General features: G+C 69.9%; 24 protein-coding genes. 12 read left to right on the forward strand and 12 right to left on the reverse strand.

Translation table 11 applies throughout. The annotated features are described in order from the left end of the window. Positions 1 to 118: 118 nt before the first annotated feature. Complete coding sequence (locus AMYAL_RS0144030) at positions 119 to 853, reverse strand: methyltransferase domain-containing protein (RefSeq protein WP_020637697.1); 735 nt, start codon at positions 851 to 853, stop codon at positions 119 to 121. 109 nt (positions 854 to 962) lie between these two features. On the opposite strand from AMYAL_RS0144030, the gene AMYAL_RS0144035 reads away from it, so the two are divergent. The 5 genes from AMYAL_RS0144035 to AMYAL_RS0144055 all read left to right on the forward strand — a co-directional run bounded on the left by AMYAL_RS0144035 (position 963) and on the right by AMYAL_RS0144055 (position 5,819). Further along, the gene (locus AMYAL_RS0144035; RefSeq protein WP_026467961.1) at positions 963 to 1,829 is read left to right on the forward strand and encodes a ParA family protein; all 867 of its coding nucleotides are present in this window, start codon (positions 963 to 965) and stop codon (positions 1,827 to 1,829) included. 6 nt (positions 1,830 to 1,835) lie between these two features. Next, positions 1,836 to 2,639, forward strand: a complete 804-nt coding sequence (locus AMYAL_RS0144040) for a DNA-formamidopyrimidine glycosylase family protein (protein WP_020637699.1) — start codon at positions 1,836 to 1,838, stop codon at positions 2,637 to 2,639. 129 nt (positions 2,640 to 2,768) lie between these two features. Continuing rightward, a complete protein-coding gene (gene add / locus AMYAL_RS0144045) occupies positions 2,769 to 3,818 on the forward strand; it encodes an adenosine deaminase (RefSeq protein WP_020637700.1) in 1,050 nt (349 codons plus the stop codon). Between the two features lie 367 nt (positions 3,819 to 4,185). Then, the gene (locus AMYAL_RS0144050) at positions 4,186 to 4,746 is read left to right on the forward strand and encodes a GNAT family N-acetyltransferase (RefSeq protein WP_020637701.1); all 561 of its coding nucleotides are present in this window, start codon (positions 4,186 to 4,188) and stop codon (positions 4,744 to 4,746) included. Between the two features lie 23 nt (positions 4,747 to 4,769). After that, positions 4,770 to 5,819: a quinone-dependent dihydroorotate dehydrogenase gene (locus tag AMYAL_RS0144055; protein ID WP_020637702.1), complete on the forward strand. Its 1,050-nt coding sequence runs from the start codon at positions 4,770 to 4,772 to the stop codon at positions 5,817 to 5,819. Here AMYAL_RS0144055 and AMYAL_RS0144060 read toward each other — a convergent pair. From AMYAL_RS0144060 to AMYAL_RS0144075, 4 genes are all read right to left on the reverse strand, one after another. Then, positions 5,779 to 7,413, reverse strand: a complete 1,635-nt coding sequence (locus tag AMYAL_RS0144060; protein WP_020637703.1) for an amidase family protein — start codon at positions 7,411 to 7,413, stop codon at positions 5,779 to 5,781. The genes AMYAL_RS0144055 and AMYAL_RS0144060 overlap by 41 nt on opposite strands. Before the next feature lie 357 nt (positions 7,414 to 7,770). Further along, positions 7,771 to 8,748, reverse strand: a complete 978-nt coding sequence (gene pspM / locus AMYAL_RS0144065) for a phage shock envelope stress response protein PspM (RefSeq protein ID WP_020637704.1) — start codon at positions 8,746 to 8,748, stop codon at positions 7,771 to 7,773. Between the two features lie 70 nt (positions 8,749 to 8,818). Further along, complete coding sequence (locus AMYAL_RS0144070; protein ID WP_020637705.1) at positions 8,819 to 9,661, reverse strand: PspA/IM30 family protein; 843 nt, start codon at positions 9,659 to 9,661, stop codon at positions 8,819 to 8,821. Between the two features lie 220 nt (positions 9,662 to 9,881). Next, the gene (locus AMYAL_RS0144075; protein ID WP_020637706.1) at positions 9,882 to 10,757 is read right to left on the reverse strand and encodes an RNA polymerase sigma-70 factor; all 876 of its coding nucleotides are present in this window, start codon (positions 10,755 to 10,757) and stop codon (positions 9,882 to 9,884) included. Between the two features lie 172 nt (positions 10,758 to 10,929). On the opposite strand from AMYAL_RS0144075, the gene AMYAL_RS0144080 reads away from it, so the two are divergent. Further along, on the forward strand, positions 10,930 to 11,415 hold the full coding sequence (locus AMYAL_RS0144080) for a carboxymuconolactone decarboxylase family protein (RefSeq protein WP_020637707.1): 486 nt from the start codon (positions 10,930 to 10,932) through the stop codon (positions 11,413 to 11,415). 62 nt (positions 11,416 to 11,477) lie between these two features. Here AMYAL_RS0144080 and AMYAL_RS0144085 read toward each other — a convergent pair whose 3' ends face one another. The 4 genes from AMYAL_RS0144085 to rimO all read right to left on the reverse strand — a co-directional run bounded on the left by AMYAL_RS0144085 (position 11,478) and on the right by rimO (position 14,570). Beyond that, positions 11,478 to 11,924, reverse strand: coding sequence for a helix-turn-helix domain-containing protein (locus tag AMYAL_RS0144085; RefSeq protein WP_020637708.1), 447 nt, complete (start codon positions 11,922 to 11,924; stop codon positions 11,478 to 11,480). A 101-nt stretch (positions 11,925 to 12,025) separates the two neighbouring features. Beyond that, positions 12,026 to 12,487, reverse strand: a complete 462-nt coding sequence (locus tag AMYAL_RS0144090; protein ID WP_020637709.1) for a CinA family protein — start codon at positions 12,485 to 12,487, stop codon at positions 12,026 to 12,028. Then, complete coding sequence (gene pgsA, locus AMYAL_RS0144095) at positions 12,484 to 13,125, reverse strand: CDP-diacylglycerol--glycerol-3-phosphate 3-phosphatidyltransferase (RefSeq protein WP_020637710.1); 642 nt, start codon at positions 13,123 to 13,125, stop codon at positions 12,484 to 12,486. The genes AMYAL_RS0144090 and pgsA overlap by 4 nt, the downstream gene beginning before the upstream one ends. Then, positions 13,122 to 14,570: a 30S ribosomal protein S12 methylthiotransferase RimO gene (rimO, locus tag AMYAL_RS0144100; protein WP_026467962.1), complete on the reverse strand. Its 1,449-nt coding sequence runs from the start codon at positions 14,568 to 14,570 to the stop codon at positions 13,122 to 13,124. Before rimO ends, pgsA begins: the two co-directional genes overlap by 4 nt. An 88-nt stretch (positions 14,571 to 14,658) precedes the next feature. On the opposite strand from rimO, the gene AMYAL_RS0144105 reads away from it, so the two are divergent. Continuing rightward, positions 14,659 to 15,186, forward strand: a complete 528-nt coding sequence (locus AMYAL_RS0144105) for an amino-acid N-acetyltransferase (protein WP_020637712.1) — start codon at positions 14,659 to 14,661, stop codon at positions 15,184 to 15,186. On the opposite strand, the gene AMYAL_RS0144110 is transcribed toward AMYAL_RS0144105, so the two are convergent. Then, entirely contained in the window at positions 15,183 to 15,716 is a 534-nt protein-coding gene (locus AMYAL_RS0144110; RefSeq protein ID WP_020637713.1) for an ABATE domain-containing protein, read from the reverse strand. The genes AMYAL_RS0144105 and AMYAL_RS0144110 overlap by 4 nt on opposite strands. Positions 15,717 to 15,773: 57 nt before the next feature. Between AMYAL_RS0144110 and AMYAL_RS0144115 the strand changes: the two genes are divergently transcribed. Next, a complete protein-coding gene (locus AMYAL_RS0144115; protein ID WP_020637714.1) occupies positions 15,774 to 16,622 on the forward strand; it encodes an alpha/beta fold hydrolase in 849 nt (282 codons plus the stop codon). A gap of 192 nt (positions 16,623 to 16,814) precedes the next feature. On the opposite strand, the gene AMYAL_RS0144120 is transcribed toward AMYAL_RS0144115, so the two are convergent. Next, positions 16,815 to 17,282 (reverse strand): hypothetical protein, encoded by a 468-nt coding sequence (locus AMYAL_RS0144120; RefSeq protein WP_020637715.1) that lies wholly within the window; start codon positions 17,280 to 17,282, stop codon positions 16,815 to 16,817. 274 nt (positions 17,283 to 17,556) lie between these two features. Beyond that, the gene (locus AMYAL_RS0144125; protein WP_020637716.1) at positions 17,557 to 19,884 is read right to left on the reverse strand and encodes an FtsK/SpoIIIE family DNA translocase; all 2,328 of its coding nucleotides are present in this window, start codon (positions 19,882 to 19,884) and stop codon (positions 17,557 to 17,559) included. A 298-nt stretch (positions 19,885 to 20,182) separates the two neighbouring features. On the opposite strand from AMYAL_RS0144125, the gene AMYAL_RS0144130 reads away from it, so the two are divergent. The 4 genes from AMYAL_RS0144130 to AMYAL_RS0144145 all read left to right on the forward strand — a co-directional run bounded on the left by AMYAL_RS0144130 (position 20,183) and on the right by AMYAL_RS0144145 (position 23,551). Continuing rightward, positions 20,183 to 20,992 carry a lysophospholipid acyltransferase family protein gene (locus AMYAL_RS0144130; RefSeq protein WP_020637717.1) on the forward strand — a complete coding sequence of 270 codons (810 nt, stop codon included), beginning with the start codon at positions 20,183 to 20,185 and terminating at the stop codon, positions 20,990 to 20,992. Positions 20,993 to 21,040: 48 nt separating this feature from the next. Continuing rightward, on the forward strand, positions 21,041 to 21,655 hold the full coding sequence (gene wrbA, locus AMYAL_RS0144135) for an NAD(P)H:quinone oxidoreductase (protein WP_020637718.1): 615 nt from the start codon (positions 21,041 to 21,043) through the stop codon (positions 21,653 to 21,655). 70 nt (positions 21,656 to 21,725) lie between these two features. Then, complete coding sequence (locus tag AMYAL_RS0144140; RefSeq protein WP_020637719.1) at positions 21,726 to 22,016, forward strand: hypothetical protein; 291 nt, start codon at positions 21,726 to 21,728, stop codon at positions 22,014 to 22,016. Further along, complete coding sequence (locus AMYAL_RS0144145) at positions 22,016 to 23,551, forward strand: alpha/beta hydrolase (RefSeq protein ID WP_020637720.1); 1,536 nt, start codon at positions 22,016 to 22,018, stop codon at positions 23,549 to 23,551. Before AMYAL_RS0144140 ends, AMYAL_RS0144145 begins: the two co-directional genes overlap by 1 nt. Positions 23,552 to 23,610: the final 59 nt, after the last annotated feature.

The following is a 23,610-nucleotide window of genomic DNA, read 5'->3' on the forward strand; positions in this document are numbered from 1 at the left end:
GAACCGGAACACGATGCCGACTCCGCCTTCCCGCGTGTTCCGGCTCCAATCACATGAGTTCCGGCTCCGATCACGCGTGTCCCGTGTCCGGGCACGGGAGTCCCGTGCTGCGGCGCGGTCAGGCGGGTCGGCGCGCCAGGACGTGCAGCCGGCTGGAGATGTCGCGCAGCGGCGACACGGACGCGGCCGCCAGCTCGAACTCGGCCAGGTCCTCTTCCCGCACCCCGCCGGGCACGAAGTCCGCCACGACGCCGTCGCCCTGCAGCGAGGCCACCTCGAGCCCTACCGCAACTAGCTGCGCGCGGAGGGCCTCGGCGTCGAAGCGGCGCAGCACGGTCTCCCGGCCGCCGCCCAGCACGCCGCTCTCGGCCGCGAGCAGTTCCCGCGCCTCGCCGAGCCGTCCGGCCAGCGCCCGCTGCAGGATCGCGGCGTGACGGTTCGCCACCAGCACCGAGACCGCGCCACCGGGTTTGACCGCGGCGGCCAGCGCGGCGAGCACCCGCGCCGGATCGTCGACGACTTCGAGCAGCCCGTGCGCGAGGACGAGGTCCGCCGATCCGGCCGCGACGTGCGCTCCGAGCGCGTCGGAGTCGTCGGCGATCGCGGTGATGCTGCCGGAGACGCCCTCTTCCTCGGCGCGGCGACGCAGGGTCGCGAGGGCGTTGGGGTTCGGTTCGACCACGGTCACCAGGCAGCCGGCCGACGCCAGCGGCACCGCCCAGCCGCCGCTGCCGCCGCCGACGTCGACGACGTCCGGCTGCTGTGCGCCTCGCGCCCGTGCGGCCCGGAGTTCTGCTTCGAGAACCCGGCGAACCGCCCCCGATCCCCGCGTGGCCACGGTGTCCGTCTTCATAAACGCACAGGGTAATGCCCGCCTTCCGGACGCCGCCGGGTGTAGTCCGATGCGGTGTTCGACACCTTGCCAAGGAGCCACCCCGCCGACTGCCCGTAGGCTGTATCGAGTGCACACGGTCGCTGTTCTCAGCCTGAAGGGTGGCGTCGGTAAAACGACGGTAGCCCTCGGTGTCGCGTCCGCCGCGCTGCGTAGGGGCGCCCGGACTCTCGTGGCCGACCTCGACCCGCAAGGCAACGCCACGACCTCGCTGGACCCGCCTTTCACCGACCGCACGCTGGCCGACGTCCTGGAGACGCCGGTGCGGTCGGTCCTCGAACGCGCGATCGCGCCCAGCGTGTGGAGCGACCAGATCGACGTCCTCGTCGGCGCCGAAGAGCTGGAGATGCTCAACGAGCCCGACGCCGACAGCCGCCGCCTGGAGAACCTCTCCCGCGCGCTCGACGAACTGCACACGAACCCGTTGCGCGAGGAACCCTACGAACTGGTGATCCTCGACTGCCCGCCGTCACTCGGCAGGCTGACCCGGTCGGCGCTGGTGGCCGCGGACAGCGCCCTGATCGTCACCGAGCCGACGATGTACGCCGTCTCCGGCGCCCGCCGCGCGCTCGACGCGATCGAAAAGATCCGCGAGGAGCAGAATCCGGGGCTGCGGCCGATCGGCGTCGTGGTCAACAAGCTCCGCGTGCGCTCCTACGAGCATCAGTTCCGGGTGGCGGAGCTGCGGGAGAACTTCGGCCCGCTGGTGATGCCGACGGCCATCCCGGACAGGCTCGCGGTGCAGCAGGCGCAGGGCGCGTGCAGCCCGATCCACGAGTGGCACTCCCCCGGCGCGCAGGAGATCGCGCTCACTTTCAACATGGTGCTGGCGAAGGTCCTCCGCTCCAGCCGGGCCGGACGGCATCGCGTCCGCGGCGACGAAGAGCCCGAGACGACCGAAGAGTCCGCCAAGCTGAGCGACACCGGCACGGGGTAGGCGCCGATGCCCGAAGGCGACACCGTCTTCCTCGCCGGCAAGGTCCTGGACAAGGCACTGGCCGGGAAAACCCTCGTCAGGGGCGAGTTCCGGGTCCCTCAGCTGGCGACGACGGATCTCTCCGGACGTGACGTCCTCGGCGTCGGCACGGTCGGCAAACATCTGCTGACGCGGTTCTCCGGCGATCTCACCCTGCACAGTCACCTGCGCATGGACGGCAAATGGGACGTCTACCGGACGGGCGCGCGCTGGCACAGCCCGGCGCATCAGGCGCGGGTCATCCTCGCCACCGAGGACCTGCAGGCGATCGGCTTCCGCGTGCACGACCTCGAACTCGTGCCCACCGACGAAGAAGACCGCCTGGTCGGCCATCTCGGCCCGGATCTGCTCGATCCACAGTGGACGGACGAACTCGCGGAACGCGCCGCCGCGGCGCTGGCCGCGGACCCGGCTCGCGAACTGGGCGACGCCCTGCTGGATCAGCGGATCATGGCGGGCGTCGGGAACCTGTACAAGGTCGAGATCTGCTTCCTGCTCAAGGTCTCCCCGTGGACGCCGGTGTCCGAAGTGGACCCGGCGAAGGCCGTCGCGCTCGGCCGGAAGCTGCTGGTGGCCAACGCCTGGCGGCATGAGCAGATCACCACCGGCGACCCGCGCCGAGGCAGGCGCCAGTGGGTCTACGAGCGGACCCGGCAGGGCTGCTTCCGCTGCGGCGGCAAGGTGGAGGTGCTCCAGCAGGGCACCGGATACCAGCAGCGGCCCACCTGGTTCTGCCCGAATTGCCAGCCGGGACCCCGCCCGGACCGGTAAGCTGGGTCCCGTGACGCTGTTCAAGCTCCCGCTCTACGGGGCCGACACCGAACGCGGCGACCTCGCTCCCTGAGCCGCCCGCTCCCTCCGCACGTCACCCTTCTCTTCTTTGTCCCAGGGAGCTTTGTCATGCCCGGAATCCTCACGGGCGAGGCGCTGCGCGCGTTCGTGCACGCCCTGCCCAAGGTCGAACTCCATGTCCACCTCGTCGGTTCGGCGAGCCTGCCCACGGTGCTGGAACTGGCGCGCCGCCGCCCGTCCGCGGGGGTGCCGACCGAGCCCGCGGAACTCGCCGAGTTCTTCACCTTCCGCGATTTCCCGCATTTCCTCCGCAACTACCTGGCGGTGACGTCGCTGGTGCGCGACGCCCGCGACATCCACACCCTCGTCACCGGGCTGGCGGCCGACCTGGCCGCACAGAACGCCCGCTACGCCGAAGTGACCGTGACGCCGTACAACCACGTTCTCGACGGCATGTCCACGGACGATCTCCTCACCGGTCTCGCCACCGGGCGGGCGGCGGCGCGGGCGGACCACGGAGTGGAACTGGCCTGGTGCTTCGACATTCCCGGCGAGAAGGGGGTCGTCGCCGGGCGCGAGACGGTCGTGTTCGCGCTCCGTGAACGCCCCGAGGGCCTGGTGTCCTTCGGGCTCGGCGGTCCCGAGGTCGGCGTCGGCCGCGCGCAGTTCGCCCCGTTCTTCACCACGGCCAGGGAGGCGGGGCTGCGCAGCGTCCCGCACGCGGGCGAGACCACCGGGCCCGCCACCGTATGGTCGGCGGTGCACGATCTCGGCGCCGAGCGGATCGGGCACGGCGTCGGCGCGCACACCGATCCGGCGCTGCTGGAATACCTTGCCGTACAACGGATCCCGCTGGAGGTCTGCCCGACGTCGAATGTCCGAACAGGACAGTTCAGGTCGATCGAGGCGCATCCCGTGCGGCGGCTGCTCGACCATGGCGTGGTGGTCACGCTCAACACCGACGACCCGCCGATGTTCGGGACCACCCTCGACGGCGAGTACCTGGCGGTCGCCGAAACCCTGGGCCTGACCGCGGCCGAAATCGCCCGATTCGCGACGAACGCCGTGGAAGCGTCTTTTCTGCCGTCGGCGGACAAGACCGGCCTGCTGGCGGAGATCGACGAAATCTTGTTGCAGGACCACGAACCCCTCGCATAGCGTGGCGGTACACGAGAGAGGAGGTGGTCCAAAGTTGTATTCCAACAGGACTCGTGAGGTGACTGTCCGCTAGCGGACGGCACGCGTAGGACTTCCGAGCAGCGATACAACGCAAGTTGGAGCCACCTTCGGCTCGTCATCTCTGCTTCGCGTGATGCCTGATAGCGAATACCAGGCAGTCACCGGGCCCCCGAGGTTCCCGAGCACCGGTCCGGCTCGGGCCCGGCCGCCGATTCCGGCGTCCGGGAGCCGCCTCGGGGGTACCCTTATTTCCCTTCCGAGAGGCCGGAAGGACCACCCACCGCCCCGGAGAACCGCCCGCCGCTGTTCCCGCCACGGAACCTCGCAGAGTGGATAGCCTGACGCCATGTTGAGGCCCGACTTCCCGATCACCACCCCGCGCCTGACCCTCCGCGCCTTCACGTCGGCGGATCTCGACGAACTGAACTCCTTCCAGTCCCGCGCCGACGTCGCCCGCTACCTCTACTGGAGTCCGCGCAGCCGGGCCGAATCCGCCGCAGCGCTCGCCAAACGGGTGCACAGCAGCACCCTGTCGAAGGAAGGCCAGCTTCTCGCGGTGGCCGTGACCCTCACCGAGACCGGGCGGCTGATCGGCGACCTGAACCTCGAGTACCTCAGCAGCGAGCACCGCCAGGGCGAGATCGGCTTCGTCTTCCACCCCGACCACCACGGCAAGGGGTTCGCCGCGGAGGCCGCCACCGAACTGCTGCGGCTCGGCTTCGAAGAACTGGGCCTGCACCGGATCATCGGTCGCTGTGACGGACGCAACACCGCGTCGGCCGCGCTGATGGAACGCCTCGGCATGAAGAAGGAAGCGCATCTGCGGCAGAACGAGATCGTGAAGGGCGAGTGGTGTGACGAACTCGTCTTCGCCATGCTCGAGGACGAGTGGAAGGCGAGCCGCTAGAGCTCACCAGGCATGATGGGCGCGTGTTCTTCGACAAGATCGTCCGCCCCGCGCTGTACCGGGTCTCCGGCAGCGACCCCGAAACCGTGCACGAACGCACCATCGGCACGCTCGCCAGGCTGAGCCGGGTGTCCCCCGCGCTCGGTGCGCTCGGCCGCGTCTACCGGACGGACGATCCGGTCACCTTCCTCGGTCTCCGCTTCCCGAACCGGGTCGGCCTCGCCGCCGGGATGGACAAGAACGGCCGCGCGCTGCACGCGTGGCCCGCGCTCGGCTTCGGCTTCGTCGAGGTCGGCACCGTCACCCGGCATCCGCAGCCGGGCAACGACAAGCCGCGGCTGTTCACCCTCGCCGAGACCGACGCCGTGATCAACCGGATGGGCTTCAACAACGAAGGCGCGGAAGCGCTCGCCGCCCGCCTCGCCGCGAGCGGGAAGCCGCCGGTGCCGCTCGGGGTCAGCATCGGCAAGTCCAAGGTGACGCCGCTCGACGAGGCCGTCGAGGACTACCGCTTCTCGCTGCGGGCGCTGTACCCGTACGCCGACTACTTCGCGATCAACGTCAGTTCGCCGAACACGCCGGGGCTGCGGGCACTGCAGGACAAGTCCGCGCTGGCGGAACTGCTCGCCGAACTGCGGAAGACCTCGGCCGAACTCGCGGGCGAAGCGAAACCGACTCCGGTGCTGGTCAAGGTCGCCCCCGATCTCACCGACGAGGCGCTCGCGGAACTGCTGGCGGTCTGCCTCGACCACGGTGTCGCCGGGCTGATCGCGACCAACACGACGCTGTCCCGCGAAGGGATCGCTCCGACCGAAGCCTCGGTCGGCGAGCAGGCCGGCGGGCTTTCCGGCCGCCCGCTCACCGCGCGCTCGGTCGAGGTGGTGCGGTTCGTGCACGACGAAACCGGCGGCAAGCTGCCGATCATCGGCGTCGGCGGGATCTTCGACGCCGGCGCCGCCGCCCGGATGCTCGACGCCGGTGCCGGTCTCGTCCAGCTCTACACCGGTTTCGCCCTGCACGGTCCCGGTCTGGTCAAGCGGGTCGCCCGAGGTCTCGCGGCCCGGCCGTACTGACGAACCGCAGGTAGGCCCGCCAGCACCGGTATCGCGTCAGCTCCGGCGCCGTCGCCGTGGCCGCCTGGTCACAAAGGACGGCGAGTGGCGTCTCCCCGTTCTCCAGGCGGATCCGGCCGAGGACGAACGGGGCGGGCAGCGTGGCCGCGAAGGCGCCGAGGGCGGCGGGTGAGAGCCGCCAGCGTTCACCCGAAAGCATCGTGTGCTCGCCCGTGGCGCTCACCGGTACCACGCCCGGCTGGGGTGGCTCGGTGGGCAGCAACAGCATCCGATAGCCCTCGCCGGTCTGGACCAGCCCGCCGAAGCGCGCCCCCGCGGTGACCAGATGCTCGTTCAACGGCTGCCCGCGCAGATGCGCGCCGAACACCACGAGATCCGCACCCGGTGCGGGATAAGGGAAATCGGCCTGTTCGTCGGTGAGCACGGCGGCGAGGTCGATGGCGACCTGGTCGTCGAACGGCCGCACCACCACCGACACCCCGTACGGCCCGAGATCCGACGGTGACGACGGCACCGTGACCGCGGCGAGGTCGAGCAGGTTGACGAACGCCGTGAACCGCTCCAGCCGTCTCGCGACACCGTCCGGATCGGACAGCGCCTCGGAGACCTCGGGATGATCCGCGACGGTCGGCAGGACCAGGGCGTCGTACTCGGACAGCATCCGGAGCGCGAGCATCCCGGCCTCGGCGACGCGCTGCCTGTCGGCGGTGAAACCGTCGTCGTGGATCAGCTCACCCACCGACAGCAGTGCCGAGACCTCCACCGTCTCCACGAACGCCCCGGACGCCCGCAGCGCCGAGACGGCGCCGAGGAAAGCGGCTCGTGACTGCAGCGACAGGCCGGTGAGTGTTTCGGAGCCGGGGATCGCCACTTTCGGCCGATCCCCCGCCGAAAGCCGGACGTCGGGTGGCCAGTCGCGGGCGAGCGGGTCTGTTCCGTCGGGACCGGTCATCAGCCCCAGCGCGCGCTGGCCCAGGGTGAGACTGCGCGCGAACACGGCGATCCCGCCGCACGGTGCGGCACCGGTCTTGGGCACGAGGCCGAGTGTCGGCTTCAGCCCCACGATCCCGTTGAGCGACGCGGGTATCCGGCCCGCTCCCGCCGTGTCGGTGCCCACCGCGAGATCGACGAGGCCGAGCGCGACGGCGACGGCCGCGCCGCTGCTCGCGCTCCCGGAGACCTTGGCGGTGTTCAGTGCGGCGCTCACGGGGCCGTACGGGCTGCGGGTGTGCTCGAGGTCGCTGCCGAACCGGTCGCAGTTGGTCTTGCCGATCACCACCGCCCCGGCCGCGGTCAGCCGGGTCACGGCGGTGGCGCCGACCTCGCGGGCCTCCTCCCCCGTCAGGGGAAGACCGGCGACGTCGATGACGTCGGCGACCGCCACCAGGATTCCGGCGAGCGGCAGGTCCGCGCCCGCGCGTACGCGTTCGTCGACGGCCTTCGCTTCCACGAGGGCGTCTTCCACGGGGCGGAGGGTGATCCAGACATCGGGCCGGTCGACCTCGGCGATCCGGTCGTAGGCCGCGATGGCGCGTTGGTAGGCGCTGGGAGGCGGAACGGGGATCGGCTCTGGTTCAGGGGGGAGCGTCGTCACTGGGCGTCCTTTCCTCGGTGGGGGGACGAGAAAGACCACTGCGCGAGATCCACTGTGTCCGGTCCGCCACCCTGGGACGCCCGCTCACGCGGGCTGGGTTCAGGCCCGAGCTGGGAGAAGCACTGCGTGCATGACAGAGACGTTAGGCATCGCGGGGTGCCGTCACCAGCGGTTTCGGGTTACGCGAGCGTTTCGGTATCACCCAGTGAGCGAGTCGTTACGCAATGGAGTATTAGCGACGACGAATGAGACGATTGTCCAGGAAAGCGGCCGCTCAGCCCGCGTGCTCCAAGACCGATCTCGCGTGCTTGAAGGCGGAACTCACGTGATTGTAGGCGGATCTCGCGAGATACGGGTTCAGGAAAGTTCGCGCAGGGCCATGGCGAGGCCGGCGAGCTTGTCGGTCGCGTCGGAGAGCGATTCTTTGGACGACGTCATGCCGTCCGAGCTCGCGGCGACGGTGTGCCCGGCGGCCGCGACGAGACCGCCATAGCCATCGAGGCCGTCGTCGAGCTGCTCGCGCAGTTGCTTGACGGCGGCGTCGAGGGCCCCTCGTTCCCGCTCGGGCGCGGCGTCACGCCCGCGTTCGATGGCCTGGATGCGGCCCGCGAGGCCGCGCAGGGCCTGCGCCGCTTCGGAAGCGGTGGTCCGAGCGTCCGCCACGGCGATCTCCGACACCGGCATGGTGCCGAGTGACGTCGGCTGCGAAAGCTGCCGAAGGAGCTCCGCCAGCGAAGCCTCGCTCTCGGCGAGGCGCTCCATTGGCTCCCGCGCGACGGAGCGCGCCGGGGGCAGCGGCGGCGGAGCCGCGGGCGCGGCGGGCAGGACGGTGCGCTTGAGCGCCCGCAGCCGCAACCCCGACTTGACCCCGAAGGTGCCGAAGATGACGGTGAACGCGCCGCCCGCGATGGCCTGGAGGACGTCAGCCTGGCCCGCTTTCAGCAGGCCTGCGCCCGCGACGAACGCGTACAGTCCACAAAGGATGGTGAGGAGGATCCAGAAGGTCAGCGCACGGGAAGTGCGGCGCTTCTGTCTCTCCAGTTTGGCGGCGGGCTCGTTCCAGCGGGCCCACTTGGCCTTCGCCTCGGCGACCACCGGGATCTGCCCCGACGCCATCGAAGTCAGCTGCTGCGAGATCTTCGGCATGGCAGGCATCTGCGGCATCTGAGGACGCGGCCGCGGCGGCGGAGAAGGCCGCGAAGAACCCTGCTCGGAGGGCGGGATGTAGCGCTGCAGCTTCTCCTGCGCGCGCTGGGCGTAGTCGGGAAGCTTCTCGATGTGCTTCTCAAGCTTGGCGGTGAACTCCCCGAAGTCCTTGCGCCTGCCCTGCCCCATTGCCCTCGCCCCTCTGGTCGGTGAGACCGGTCCCGTACCCGCGGGGGGTACGGGACCGGCTCAAGGTATGTCAGGCGGGGTTCTTGCCCTGTTCGGCCTGAACCCGTGCCTGGATCTCACGCTGGATGTCCGCACCGCTCGACGCCTTCGGCGCGGCGGCGGTCTTGCCGTCGGTCACCTGAGCGACGGAGTCACCCTTCATGGACGCGCGGATCTGCTCCAGTCGCGAGTGTCCCGCGAGCTGCGTCGTGGAGGCCTGGACCTCCATCATCCGGCCCTGGACGGAGTTCTGAGCGAGTTCGGCCGAGCCGAGCGCCGTGGTGTAGCGCTTCTCGATCTTGTCGCGAACGTCCTCCAGCGACGGGGTGTTGCCCGGCGCGGCCAGCTGGCTCATCTGGTTCAGCGAAGCGGAGACCTGCTCCTGCATCTTCGCCTGCTCCAGCTGCGAGAGCAGCTTGGTGCGCTCGGCCAGCTTCTGCTGCAGCATGGTCGCGTTGCGCTCGACGGCCTTCTTCGCCTGCTCCGCAGCCTGAAGCGACTGGTCGTGCAGGGTCTTCAGGTCCTCGATGCTCTGCTCGGCGGTGACGAGCTGCGCGGCGAAGCTCTCCGCCGCGTTCTCGAACTCTGTCGCCTTCTGCTCATCGCCCTTGGCACGCGCCTCGTCGGCGAGCACCAGCGCCTGGCGGGTCGAAGCCTGCAGCTTCTCCACGTCACCGAGCTGGCGGTTCAGCTTCATCTCCAGCTGACGCTGGTTACCGATCACCGAGGCGGCCTGCTGGGTCAGCGCCTGGTGATTGCGCTGCGCCTCCTCGATGGCCTGCTGGATCTGTACCTTCGGGTCAGCGTGCTCGTCGATCTTCGACGAGAACGCCGCCATCATGTACTTCCAGAACTTCACGAACGGGTTGGCCATCTCCTCCGCCTGCCTTCTCGCATCCCACGGGCTGTTACCTCGAGGTGGGGCGTCCCCTCTGTGATGTTGCAACGTCCCGACCCCGGCGTTGAGTTCCATCGTGTCAGGTCGGCGTCCCGCGTTCCAGGCGACCCCGACGGAATTCAGGGATCCCCCTGACTGTGATGTCCGCGACCTTTCGGGTTCACCACCCGGTGACCCTGGGTGAAGACGGCCTGGGTCAGCGGCGCAGCGCGGTCTCCTCTTCCATGCGTGACAACTTCTCAGGGTTGCGCACCGCGTAGAGCCCGGTGATGAGCCCGTCGTCGACGCGCAGCGCGATGACGGTGTCGACCTCGCCGCCGAACCGGAGGATCAGCGCGGGGTGGCCGTTGACCTGCACCGTCCGCATCGTCGCGGTGTCGTCGCGGGCCGGGCGGCTCGCGGCGAGCAGCGGCGCGACCAGCGAGGCGCCCACCACGGGTTCCAGCACGGCCTGCACCACTCCCCCGCCGTCGCCGAGGAAGACGACGTCGGGGGCGAGGACGTCGAGCAGTCCCTGCAGGTCCCCCGTCCGGACCGCCCGGTGGAAGGCGTCGAGCACGCCACGGGTCTCGGCCGGGGACGTCGCGCCCCGCGGCCGCCGGGCGGCGACGTGCGCCCGCGCCCGGTGCGCGATCTGGTGGACCGCGGCCGGGGTCTTGCCGACGGCTTCGGCGATCTCGCCGTAGCCCACGTCGAACACCTCGCGCAGCACGAACACGGCGCGCTCGGTCGGGGTGAGGGTCTCCAGCACCAGCAGCATCGCCATCGAGACGCTGTCGGCCAGCTCGACGTCTTCGGCCACGTCGGGCGTGGTGAGCAGCGGTTCGGGCAGCCAAGGGCCGACGTAGGACTCCTTGCGGCGGCCGAGCGTGCGCAACCTGCCGAGCGCCTGCCGGGTGGTGATGCGGACCAGGTACGCGCGCGGGTTCTCCACGGTCCCGAGGTCGACGCCCGACCAGCGCAGCCAGGTCTCCTGGAGGACGTCCTCCGCGTCGGCGGCCGAGCCGAGCATCTCGTAGGCGACGGTGAAGAGCAGGTTCCGGTGGGCGACGAACGCCTCCGTGGCGGACATGGACGACTCCTGTTCCCTCTCGCGGGTGTCTCTCACCAGACACCGGGCCCGGCCGGTTTCTGACACCTCGGCGCCGTGGCACACGTCACGTCCCCGTCCTGTCAGCGTGCCCCGGCCACCGGCATCTGGTGGTCGTCCGGTTCAACCGACGACCACGAATGAGGACGAAGTCATGGATTCCCGATTCGATCTGAACAGCAACGAGCTCGGCGCCAAGATCGGCAAGCGCTTCGCTGGCGCAAGCGTCGCCATCAAGGGGTCGACGCTGCCGAAGGTCACCCAGGAGCTGGTGTCGCTGCGGGCCAGCCAGCTCAACGGCTGCGGGTTCTGTGTCGACGCGCACGCCAAGGACCTGGCGGCCGCCGGCGAACCCGCGGTCCGCGTCAACCTGGTCGCCGCCTGGCGCGAGTCCACCGTGTTCACCGAGGCCGAGCAGGCCGCGCTCGCCCTCGCGGAGGAAGGCACCCGCGTCGCCGACGCGCACCGAGGTGTCTCGGACGAGACCTGGGCACAGGTGCGGAAGCACTACGACGACGACCAGATCGCCGCGCTGGTCTACCTGGTCGCCATGATCAACGCCGCCAACCGGCTGCTCGTGATCACGCATACCAAGGGTGGTTCCTACCAGGCAGGCACGTTCGACAGCGTCGCGAGCTGACCAGGCGAAACGCCGAGAGGCCCCAGGCGGACTGCCTGGGGCCTCTCGGCGTTCACAGCTTGCTAAGCGGCGACCATCTTCGGCGCGGAGATGGTCGTCCGCAGGGCGGGGCTCATCCGCGGCGGCGGCGAGATCCGCAGATCGGCCAGATCGTTGCCGATCAGCTCGGACACCAGGCGGCCACCTTCGAGACCCGCTTCGGCGCTTTCGCGCTCCGGCGCACGCCTCTTGCTCGCCTCGACCTTCTCGTCCACCGGGGCGACCTCGACGTTGTCGATCGCCGAGACATCCGCCGCGACCTTGTGCAGGAGTTCACCCAGCGGAAGGTCCAGGGCATCGCAAATGGACGCCAGCAGCTCGCTGGACGCCTCCTTCTGCCCGCGCTCGACCTCGGACAGGTAACCGAGGCTCACCCTGGCGGCGCGGGAGATGTCCCGCAGCGTTCGACGCTGGTTCGTGCGGGCGTGTCGGAGCCGGTCGCCGATCGCCTCGCGCAACAGCACGGTCATCACGCGCCTCCCTTCCAGGACTGACTACCCCCTACGTTACCCAGAGCGGTGCCCTGGGCGCAGGTGTTGACACGGCAATACGCCAAGGGCGAACGCGGCGATCATGCGAGTTGTTCCCCCAGCAGGGCGAACGCGCCGCGGACCGCGCCTGCCCTGACCGAGGCTCGATCGCCGCTCAAGCGCAGCGTACGGACGGTGAGCACGTCCGGCCCGGCGAGACCGACGTGGACGGTGCCGGGTGCGACGCCGTCCTGTCCGGCCGGACCCGCGACACCGGTCAGGCCGAGGCCCCAGGTGGCTCCGCACCGGTCCCGCGCGCCGGCGGCCAACTGGGCCGCGACCTCGGGATGGACGGCGCCATGCGCGGCGAGGAGGTCCGCGTCGACCCCGGCGAGCGAAGCCTTGAGGTCGGTGGCGTAGACGATCAGCCCGCCCCGGACGACGGCGCTCGAGCCGGGGACCTCGGTCAATGTCGCGCAGACCAGCCCGGCGGTCAGCGACTCGGCCGTCGCCACCGTCTCCCTTCGCTCGATCAGGTGAGTGATCAAGGTCTCAACGTTCATGCGCCCGCGGCACGCCTTCCCGCGGAGCGCAGCCGGACCGCGCGCACGACGTAGTCGAGCCCGGTCACGACGGTCAGCACGAGCGCGAGACCCATCAGAACCCACCGCACCGGCTCGGCGGAGACGGGCAGGGGCAGCAGGTACGCGGTGATCGCCGCGATCTGCGCGAGCGTCTTGGCCTTGCCGCCCCGGCTGGCCGGGATGACGCCGTGCCGGATCACCCAGAACCGCAGCAGCGTCACGCCGATCTCGCGGACCGCGATGACGATGGTGACCCACCAGCCCAGTTCGCCGAGCACGCTCAGCCCGATCAGCGCGGCCCCGATCAGCGCCTTGTCCGCGATCGGGTCGGCGATCTTGCCGAAGTCGGTGATCAGCCCGTACTTGCGCGCGACCCAGCCGTCGACCTGGTCGGTGAACGACGCGATCGCGAACAGCGCGGTGGCGACCGCGCGCCAGAAGGTGTCCGCCCCGTCGCCGGTGAACAGCGCCATCACGAACAGCGGCACCAGCACCAGCCGCGACATCGTGAGCAGGTTCGCCAGGTTCAGGGTCGGGACCGGAGTGGCCTCGGGTACCCGTGCGTGCTCACCGCCCGTCCCCTCACCGGCCCCGGCGTCGCTCGGGGCGGCATTCACCGGTCGGCCTCGGGCGGCGCGGGCCGCACGATCAGGTCGACACCCTCGGAGTCGACGACCTCGCAGCGCACGAAGTCACCCACCGCCAGCGAGGGCAGGTCGTCCGTCTCGATCAGGACACATTCACCGTCGACCTCGGGGGCCTGGTGCGCGGCGCGGCCGATCGGGTCCTCGCCGTCCTCGGCCTGCTCGATCAGGACGTCGACGAAGTCGCCGATGCGGTCCTCGGCCCGCTGCGAGGTCAGCTCCTCGACCAGCGCGGAGATCCGCGCCACCCGCTCGTTCACCACGGACTCGTCGAGTTTGCCGTCGAAGGTCTCGGCCTCGGTGCCGTCCTCGTCCGAGTAGCCGAACACGCCCACCGCGTCCAGCCGGGCGCCGTTCAGGAAGCGCTCCAGCTCGGCGACGTCCTCTTCGGTCTCGCCGGGGAACCCGACGATGACGTTGGTGCGGATGCCGGCGTTCGGCGAGTACTCGCGGATCTGGTCGCACAGCGCGAGGAACGAGTCCGTGGAGCCGAAGCGGCGCATGCGGCGCAGCACGGTCTCGCTGGAGTGCTGGAAGGACAGGTCGAAGTAGTCGGCGACGCCCGGCGTGGTCGCGATGGCCTTGACCAGGCCAGGACGCGTCTCGGCGGGCTGCAGGTAGGAGACGCGGACGCGCTCGATGCCCGGCACCGCGGCCAGACGCGGGACCAGCAGCTCCAGCGCGCGGGCGCCGTCACGGCCGAAGTCCTTGCCGTAGGAGGTGGAGTTCTCCGAGACGAGGAAGACCTCCTTGACGCCGTTCTCCGCGAGCCACATCGCCTCGGCGACGATCTCGTCCGGCTGCCGGGACACGAAGGAACCCCGGAACGACGGGATCGCGCAGAACGAACAGCGGCGGTCGCAGCCGGAGGCGATCTTCAGCGCGGCCACCGGGGAGGTGTCGAGCCGGGTCCGCAGCACGCGCGGGCCCCAGCCGTGCTGCGCGTGCCCCGGCACCTCGACCGACTCGGCGGCGGTCGGGCGCTGGACCGGGCTGATCGGCAGCAGCTTGCGGCGGTCGGACGGCGTGTGGGACTCGACCTTGCGGCCCGCCACGACGTCGTCGAGGCGCTCGGCGAGGTCGGCGTAGTGATCGAAACCCAGGACCGCGTCGGCCTCGGGCAGGCTCTCGGCCAGCTCGTTGCCGTAGCGCTCCGCCATGCAGCCGACGGCGACGACCTTCTTGCCGGTGTCGGACGCCGCGAGCAGCGTGTCGACCGAATCCTTCTTGGCGGACTCGACGAAGCCGCAGGTGTTGACGACCACGACGTCGGAGTCCTCGGGCTCGGCGGCGAGCTCCCAGCCGCCCGCCGCCAGCCGTCCGGCGAGTTCCTCGGAATCGACCTCGTTGCGGGCGCAACCGAGGGTCAGCAAGGACACGCGGCGAGTGGCGACAGGATCTGTGGTGGGAGAAGGCACGTGCCTTAGGGTAGCTGGCCTGTTCGCGGGGTCGCCGATCGCTCGCTCGGGCGAGCCCTCGACCGGGCCGGGCCACGGGGATGGCTTAATGGTGGACGTGCCGTCAGACCCGCTCCTCCACCGCCGCCCCGCCGTTCGCCACGCCCGGATCGCGGACGTCCGCAAGATCAAGGCGCTGGTCGACTCCGACGCGGGGACGGTGCTGCTGGAGAAGGACCTCGTCACCCTCTACGAGAACGTCCAGGAGTTCTGGGTGGTCGAAGACGGTGACGACGTGCTCGGCTGCGGCGCGCTCCACGTGCTGTGGGAGGACATCGCCGAGCTGCGCACCATCGCGGTCGACAAGGACTCCCGCGGCCGCGGCATCGGGCACGCGCTGGTGGGGCAGCTGATCGACTTCGCCCGCGAGATCGGGCTGAAGCGGCTGTTCGTGCTGACCTTCGAAACCCATTTCTTCGCGGGTCACGGTTTCGTCGAGATCGACGGCACGCCGGTGACCCAGGAGGTCTACGAGGAGATGCGGCGCTCGGCCGATCCTGGGGTCGCGGAGTTCCTCGACCTGCCGTACGTGAAGCCGAACACGCTGGGCAACAGCCGGATGCTGCTGGAGCTCTAGGCCTTCTTCGCGTGGCGGGCGACCCGGACCCGGTTACCGCACAGCGACGGCGTGCACCAGACCCGCCTGCTGTTGGCCGCCACGAACAGCATCGAGCAGTCGTGCGCGCCGCATCGCCGCAGCCGGGCGGCACGCGGTCCGGACACGAGGTCGATCGCGGCCACCGCCACGGCGGCGAGCGCGATCTCGCCGCCGTCCTCGCCGTGCCAGATCGTCTCGGCTCCCCGTGCGGTGAGCCGCGGACTGACCGGGACGGCGGCCGCGGCCGCGTTGACCCGCTCGACCGCCCACGCCTCGGGCTCCCGCGCGGCCACGGCCGCCTCCAGCACCTCACGCACCGCCGACCGCAGCCGCCTCGTCTGCTCGACCGACGGCGGCCGGGCGCCTTCGGGCAGCAGAGACGCCTGTGCCGACCAGAACCTCGCGTGACCGTCGTCGAGCAGGTCGATCGACGGCGAGACGGCCAGCAGGACGGTGTCGGCGAGGTTCACCGCGAGATCGTCACCGGGGAGCGAGTCCAGATCGAGCATGCCTTGACACTATCAGGTACTAATGGTTCAAGACAGTTCTAACCATTAGGAGCGTTCATGGCGACCATCCGGCACCGTTCCGTCCAGCTCGGCGACGTCGAGGTCTTCTATCGCGAGGCCGGCGATCCTGGCGCGCCCGTCTTGCTCCTGCTGCACGGCTTCCCGACGTCGTCGCACCAGTTCACACGGCTGATGCGCCGCCTCGCCGGGCGGTGGCGGCTCGTCGCGCCGGACCTGCCCGGCTTCGGCGAGACCGTCACACCCGAGGGGTTCACGTTCACCTTCGACCGGCTCGCGGAGGTGCTCGGCGACTTCGTCGACGCGCTGGAACTGCGCAGGTACGCGCTCTACGTCTTCGATTTCGGCGCTCCGGCGGGCCTGCGGCTGGCCGTCTCACGGCCGCACCAGGTCACAGCGCTGATCACGCAGAACGGCAACGCCTACGTCGAAGGGCTCGGGCCCGCGATGCCCGACTTCGCGAACCTGACCGACGAAGCCGAGGCGAAGCGCGGGTTCGCGGAGATCCTCAGACTGGAGCAGGTCAAGTGGCAGTACACCGAGGGCGCCCGCGATCCGGAGACCATCGATCCGTCGAACTACCTGCTGGACAAGTACTTCCTCGATCGTCCCGGCCGGGCGGAGGCCATGCAGGACCTCCTGTGGGACTACCGGAACAACCCGCCCGTGTACCCGAAGTTCCAGGCATGGCTGCGGGAAACCCAGCCGCCCGTACTCGCCGTCTGGGGCCGCAACGACAAGTTCTTCCTCCCGGCGGGGGCCGAGGCGTTCCGGGATGATGTTCCCTCGGCGGAGGTTCACTTCTTCGACACCGGGCACTTCGCGCTGGAAGAGGACGTCGAACCGATCAGCGAGCTGATCGACCGCTTCCTGACGGCGCGGCACTGAAAGGCGGCACTCGACCCTCACGACGTATCACCTGACGCACGAGGCGGAAGCGGCCGAGATCCTCGGCATCCCCGCCGATGTCACGCAGGTCGGGCTGCTGCCGGTCGCGTACACGACGGTGGCGGACTTCAAGCCCGCGTCGCGGGTGCCGCTGTCCGAAGTCGCGTATCTCGATGGCTGGGGTAACGCGCTTTAGGCTTTGGACACCCGCAGGGTGACCTGGTCGCCCCCCGAACTCACGGCGACCAGGTCGACCCGGCAGGCGGCGAACTCGACGGACTGCCTGCCACCCCGGCCGGTGGAGGCGACTTCCGCCGTCGTCCGCTCGCCGCGTCCCGGTTCGGCCAGGGTCAGCTCGATCACGGCCTCCCCTTCCCAGACACAGACCATTCCCTCGGCACAGCGGGAATCGGACACCAGCCGGGCGAAGCGGATACTGACGTCCTTCGACGCGACCTCGGTCGTGTCGCCGGCCTTGAGGACGACGGTCTCCCCCAGCTCGACAGTGCTTTGAGGCCTCTGCACCGGCTGTTGCGCAGGCGCGGGCCGGACCAGCGTGGGCTGGGTCGCCACGGGTTGTTCACGCGCGGCGGAACTGCCGGCTCCACAGGCGAAGCCGACCAGGGCGCAGAGGACGACGAGCAGCTTCTTGGGGTCCACGGAGTCAGGACGTAACGGAGGCCCCGGTCCGTTGCATCGGTTCTTGAGGTTCCTCGTGAGTGGTGAGGACGGTTCCGACGGACCCGGATTTACCTGCCCATTGGTGCGACTGGCGGTCGAGTGTGGAGGATTTGGGACGTTGAACGTCCTGAATCCTCCACGCTCGGTCTCGGTGCCGAGTGAAGCCTGTACCGGATGGCGGCGCGGTCGAGCGGGGAAGATTAGGCAAATACCGGTCCGCCCCAACCAGCCTCGCCACTCAAGAGGGTGAGACTCAGTCGTCGGAGACGTCCCCGCCGTTCGCATCCCCGCCACCGCGGATCATGAACAGCACCGACTCCAGTTCCTCCGGCTTGATCAGCACGTCCCGCGCCTTCGACCCCTCGGACGGCCCGACGACGCCCCGGCTTTCCAGCAGGTCCATCAGGCGCCCGGCCTTGGCGAAGCCGACCCGCAGCTTCCGCTGCAGCATCGACGTCGAGCCGAACTGCGAGGTGACGATCAGTTCGGCGGCCTGCAACAGCACGTCGAGGTCGTCGCCGATGTCGGAGTCGATCTCCTTCTTCTCGCCCGCCTTGGCCGCGGTGACGCCGTCGGTGTAGTCCGGCTGCGCCTGTTCCTTGGCGAAGTTCACCACCGCGGCGATCTCTTCGTCGCCGACGAAGGCGCCCTGGATACGGACCGGTTTCCCGGCGCCCATCGGCAGGTACAGGGCGTCACCCATACCGATGAGCTTCTCCGCTCCGGGCTGGTCGAGGATGACCCGCGAGTCGGTGAGCGAGGAGGTCGCGAACGCCAGCCGCGACGGCACGTTGGTCTTGATCAGGCCGGTCACGACGTCGACCGACGGGCGCTGGGTCGCCAGGACCAGGTGGATACCGGCGGCACGCGCCTTCTGGGTGATCCGGACGATCGCGTCCTCGACGTCGCGCGGGGCGGTCATCATCAGGTCGGCGAGCTCGTCGACGATCGCCATGATGTACGGGTACGGCGAGTACACGCGTTCGCTGCCGGGCGGCGCGGTGATCTCGCCGGAACGCACCTTCTTGTTGTAGTCGTCGATGTGCCGGACCTTGTTGACCTGCATGTCCTGATACCGCTGCTCCATCTCCTCCACCAGCCAGGCCAGCGCGGCGGCGGCCTTCTTCGGCTGGGTGATGATGGGCGTGATCAGGTGCGGGATGCCTTCGTACGGGGTCAGCTCGACCATTTTCGGGTCGATCAGGATCATCCGGCACTCGTCCGGCGTCGACCGCGCGAGCAGCGACACCAGCATCGAGTTCACGAAGCTCGACTTACCGGAACCGGTGGACCCCGCGACCAGCAGGTGCGGCATCTTCGTCAGGTTCGCGGTGACGAAATGGCCTTCGATGTCCTTGCCGAGCCCGATGACCATCGGGTGGTTGTCCTTGACCGTCGACGGCGCGCGCAGGACGTCGCCGAGGCGCACCATCTCGCGGTCCGAGTTCGGCACCTCGATGCCGACCGCGGATTTGCCGGGGATCGGCGCCAGCAGCCGGACGTTGTCGGTCGCCACCGCGTAGGCGATGTTCTTGGTCAGCGCGGTGATCTTCTCGACCTTCACGCCGGGGCCGAGTTCGACCTCGTACCGCGTGACCGTCGGGCCGCGGGTGAAGCCGGTGACCTGCGCGTCGACGTTGAACTGCTCCAGCACGCCGGTGATCGCCTCGATCATGGCGTCGTTGGCCTTGCTGCGGGACTTCGGCGCGTCGCCGAGCTTCAGCAGGTCCGGCGACGGGAGCTTGTAGTCGCCTTCGACGGTCCTGGTGACCGAGAGCGGCGCCTCGGCCTTCTTCGGCTTCTTCTCCTCGACAGGCTTGGGCACGGCCTTCGGCGGGCGCAGCGGCGTCGGCGCTTCGGCCAGAGCCGCCTCGATGTCGAGCTGCTCGCCTTCGTGGTCACCCGAGGCCTGGCGGCGCCGCGACGGTTTCCGCAGCCGGACCGACTTCGGATCGGCCTCGGTGACGGCGTTGCGTTCCTCGTGGATGGCCTGGCGCTCGGCCTCGGCCTCTTCGATCTCTTCGGGGTCGAGACCCCAGTTGCGCAGCCGGTGCGGGATCTCGCGGACCGGGGTCCCGGTGAACACGAGCGTGCCGAACAGCAGCGCCAGGACCAGCAGCGGCACGGCGACCCACGTCGTGACGCCCATGGTCAGCAGGCCGCCGGAGAACGCGCCGATCACCCCGCCCGCGTACATCCGGCCGTCGTTGGTCTCGGGCAGCGCGGTGAAGATGTGCAGCATGCCGAGCACGGCCAGGATGACCAGGATGGTGCCGATGACCATCCGCGGCCGGGCCTCCGGCACCGGTTCCGAGCGCATCAGCGCGACGGCGACGACGGTGAGCACGAGCGGCAGCGTCACCGCTCCGGCCCCGAGCAGCGAGCGGGCGCCTACCTCGACCCAGCCGCCGATCGGGCCCGCGGCCCGCCACCAGACGCCGAACGCGATCACCAGCGCCAGCGCGATGAGACCGAGCGCGAGACCGTCGCGACGGTGTTCGGGTTCGAGTTCGCGGCCGCGCCCCACCGTCCGCGCCAGGGTGCCGAGACCCTTCGCGAGCAGGTTCCAGGTGCCACGCACGCCCTTGGCGAACGTGCCGGACGACTTCTTCCGGGGCGCCGGACGCCGTGGAGCGGGCTTCCTCGCAGCCGTTGACCTGGGCTTCGCCGGGGTACGCGGCTTTCGCGCCGGCCCCTTGCTGCCGCCGCTTCGCGCCGTACTCCGCTTCCTGGTCGTCGACCCGCTAGCCATGTCTCCACGGTAACCGCCTCGACCCTCCAGCCCCGGCTGCCACTCGGAGCACATCCTGAACATTCGTCTCAGGTCACAGCTTGAGCGGCCATCCGGGTGAAAAGCGGTACATGACATGCTCTGACCCATGTTCGCGCTGCATCAGGATGAGAATTCGGCTCGCCGCGCCCCCGCGATCTGGCGCACGATGCTGAACATCGACCGGGGGCTGGTCAATTTCGTCGGCAAACTCACCGTGACCGGCGGTGTCCCGGCGGAACTGCGACGGCGGCCCCTGCTCATGACGGCCAACCACATCGGCGTGTTCGACGCGTTCGTGCTGATGGCGGCCTGCAAAAGGATCGGCATCAACCCGCGGTTCATGCTGGCGGGCGGCATCCTCGACGCGCCGGTCATCGGCCCCGCGCTGCGGGTCAGCGGTCACCTGCGGGTCGACCGCAAGGAGGCTTCGACGGCCATCGGCCAGTTCGCCGAAGCGACCGAGGCGCTGCGGACCACCCGCGACCCGCTGATCGTCTATCCCGAGGGCCGGATCAGCCACGACCCCGGCCTGTGGCCCGAGCGCGGCAAGACCGGCGCGGCCCGGCTCGCGCTCGCGGCGGGCGTCCCGGTGATCCCGATCAGCCAGTGGGGCGCGCACGAAGCCGTGTACTGGGGCACGGAAACCGTCAACGGGCCCGCCGATCTGGTACCGCTCGCCAAATCCGGGCTGAGCGCGCCCATGCGGCGCCCGCGGTTCAAGGTGCACTTCGGTGATCCGGTGGACCTCTCGGACGTCGAGCCGGAGCGGCCGGGCGCCGGGGTCCGCGCGCACGCCAAGATCATGCAGGCGATCACCGACGGCATGGTGCCGCTGCGCCGCGACGAACTGCACAAGCCGCGATTCCACGACCCGACACGGCCGACCGACACGGTCAGTCCCTGGAAGAAGCACTGAGTTCCGGATCATGGGACGGGTGCTCACGCTCGCCTAAGGTCGGCGTACGTGAGCACCCGCATTCTCGTCGCCTACTACAGCGCGACAGGCAACACCGCGAAACTGGCATCGGCGCTGGCCGACGGCGCTCGTGAGACCGGGGCAGAAGTCCGCGTCCGCACGGTTCCCGAAACCGCGCCACCCGGTGCGGTGGCGAGCAATCCGCGCTGGCAGGCGTGGGTGGACGCGGGGCCGCACCACGAGATCGCGACGCTGGACGACCTGGAGTGGGCCGACGGTTTCGCGGCCGGGAGCCCGACCCGGTTCGGCGGCCCCGCCGCCCAGCTGAAGTCCTTTTTGGACAGTACTGGCGGCCTGTGGGCCAAGGGAAAGCTGGTGAACAAGGTCGCGACGTCGTTCACCACCGCGTCCACCGCGCATGGCGGGCTCGAAGCGACGGTGCTGGCGACGAACAACATCTTCTATCACTGGGGCGCCATCGTCCTGCCGCTCGGCTACACCGACCCGCGACTACTCGAATCGGGCAATCCCTACGGCGGTTCGTTCGTCTCGCGCAAATCCGCCGAACCCGACGACCTCGCCCTGGACGCCCTCCGCCTGCAGGGCCGGCGGCTCGCCACCGTCTCGCGCTACGTCGCCGACGGTCTTTTCAAGGACGGGTGAAGGGAACCGCGCGTTCTTCTCCTGCGTCGTAGTGTGGTCACACAGCGTCACTCCACGGGGAGGAAGCGGGATGGCCGGCGGGTACGAGGTGGTCCTGGAAGCGATCGGCGCCGCGTCAAGCGCGGCGAAACGGGCTTCGGACGACGTCGGGCGGGTGGCCTTGGCGGCCACGCTCGCCGACGTCGCGGCGGGTTTGCCGGGCGGTGTGTCGGGTGAAGCAGCGCGGCTGCTCGCGGACGCCTGGGGCCGTGCGGTGCCGGGCTGGGCCGAGAACACCGCGGACTACGCCGCGCGACTCGACGAGGCGGCCGCCCGCTACCGCTCGAACGAGCTGGCGGCGTCACGGGAACTTCGCGTCTGATGCTCACCTGGGGTGACGTGCGCCGGTGGGATCCGGCCGCGATCGGCCGGGTCGCCGACGCGCTCAACGACGGCTGCACGCGGATCATCGCCGCGAACGACGACGTCGAGACCATGGCCCGTTTCACGGACTGGTCCGGGGACGCCGCCATCGCCGCGTCGACGCGGGGCAAGTCGCTGACCTCCACTTTGGAGCGGCTGGTGGCCGAGGCGGCCGCGGTCCGGCGGGGCGCGCACGAGGTGCAGATCGCGCTGGACCGGATCGTCGCGTACGTGCGGGAGACCGAAGAACTCGCGCAGCGGAACGGCCTGACCATCGACGCCGGGGGTGAGATCCGGCCATCAGGCCCCGCGCGGCCCGATCAACCTCGGGTGAAGGCGGAACTCGCCGACCGGATCGAGCAGATCCTGCGCCGCGCCACCGACGTCGACGCCGATTTCGCGGCCATCCTGCGCCGGGCCCTGCGCGGCGAGATCACCGAACAAGGTGGCAGCACCCTAGCCCAGGCCGCGGACGCCGGAGCGGCGCAAAGCGGACTGTCGATCATCGGCCCGCCGGAGAACGGCTCCCCCGGCGACAACAAGGCCTGGTGGGCGAGCCTGTCGGATACCGCGAAAGTCGCGCTGCTGCGGGGAAATCCGGGGCTGGTCGGCAATCTCGACGGCGTCCCGGCGGCCGATCGCGATGCCGCCAACCGCGCCGTCCTCGCCAGCGAGATCGCGCGGCTCCAAGGCGATCCCAAACTCAAGGGCCTGGAAGCCATCCAGCAGCGACTGGACCGGTCGGACCCGCCGGCTTTCTTGCTGGGGCTGGACACCAGTGGCGACGGGAAGGCGATCGTTTCGGCGGGGAATCCCGACACGGCGGCGAATGTCGCGACCTATGTGCCGGGGACCGGCTCGGAACTGGCCAAGATCGGCGGCGATCTCAACCGTTCCGACAAGATGTGGGCCATGGCGACGACCGCGGGCTCCCCGTCGACCGCCGTGGTCACCTGGCTCGGCTACGACGCGCCGAACGCGATCACCGACGCCGCGAGCGCCAAGTACGCCGACGGCGGCAAGGCGGCACTGGCCGGATTCCAAGACGGGCTCAGGGAAACACACCAAGGGCCGCCTTCGCACAACACGGTGCTGGGGCACAGCTACGGCACCACCGTCGTCGGCCACGCGGCCCGCGACGGCGGTCTCGCCGCGGACGAACTCGTCTTCGTGGCGAGCCCCGGCGTCGGCGCGCACGACGTGAGCCAGCTGCACCTCGATGGAGTGGACCCCGGCGAGACCGGCAAGCATGTGCACGCGACCGTGGCCGAACACGACATGATCAATCTGGCCAACGTCGAGATCGCCGGATACGACCCGATCCTCGGCCAGGACCCGACCGACGCGGACTTCGGCGGGCAGGTGTTCACTTCGGCGCCGGGCACGGACGGATGGGGCAGGTACAGCACGGAGGCGCACAGCGAATACTGGGAAGACAACAACCCGTCGCTGCGGAACATCGGCCTGATCATCGCGGGGAAACCCGCCTCGTGAAACTCCCGCTCCTGACCGCTCTGCTCGTGCTCTTGTCGGCTTGTTCCCCCGGAGGTGGA

Source organism: Amycolatopsis alba DSM 44262 (genome assembly GCF_000384215.1).
GTDB classification, from domain to species: domain Bacteria; phylum Actinomycetota; class Actinomycetes; order Mycobacteriales; family Pseudonocardiaceae; genus Amycolatopsis; species Amycolatopsis alba.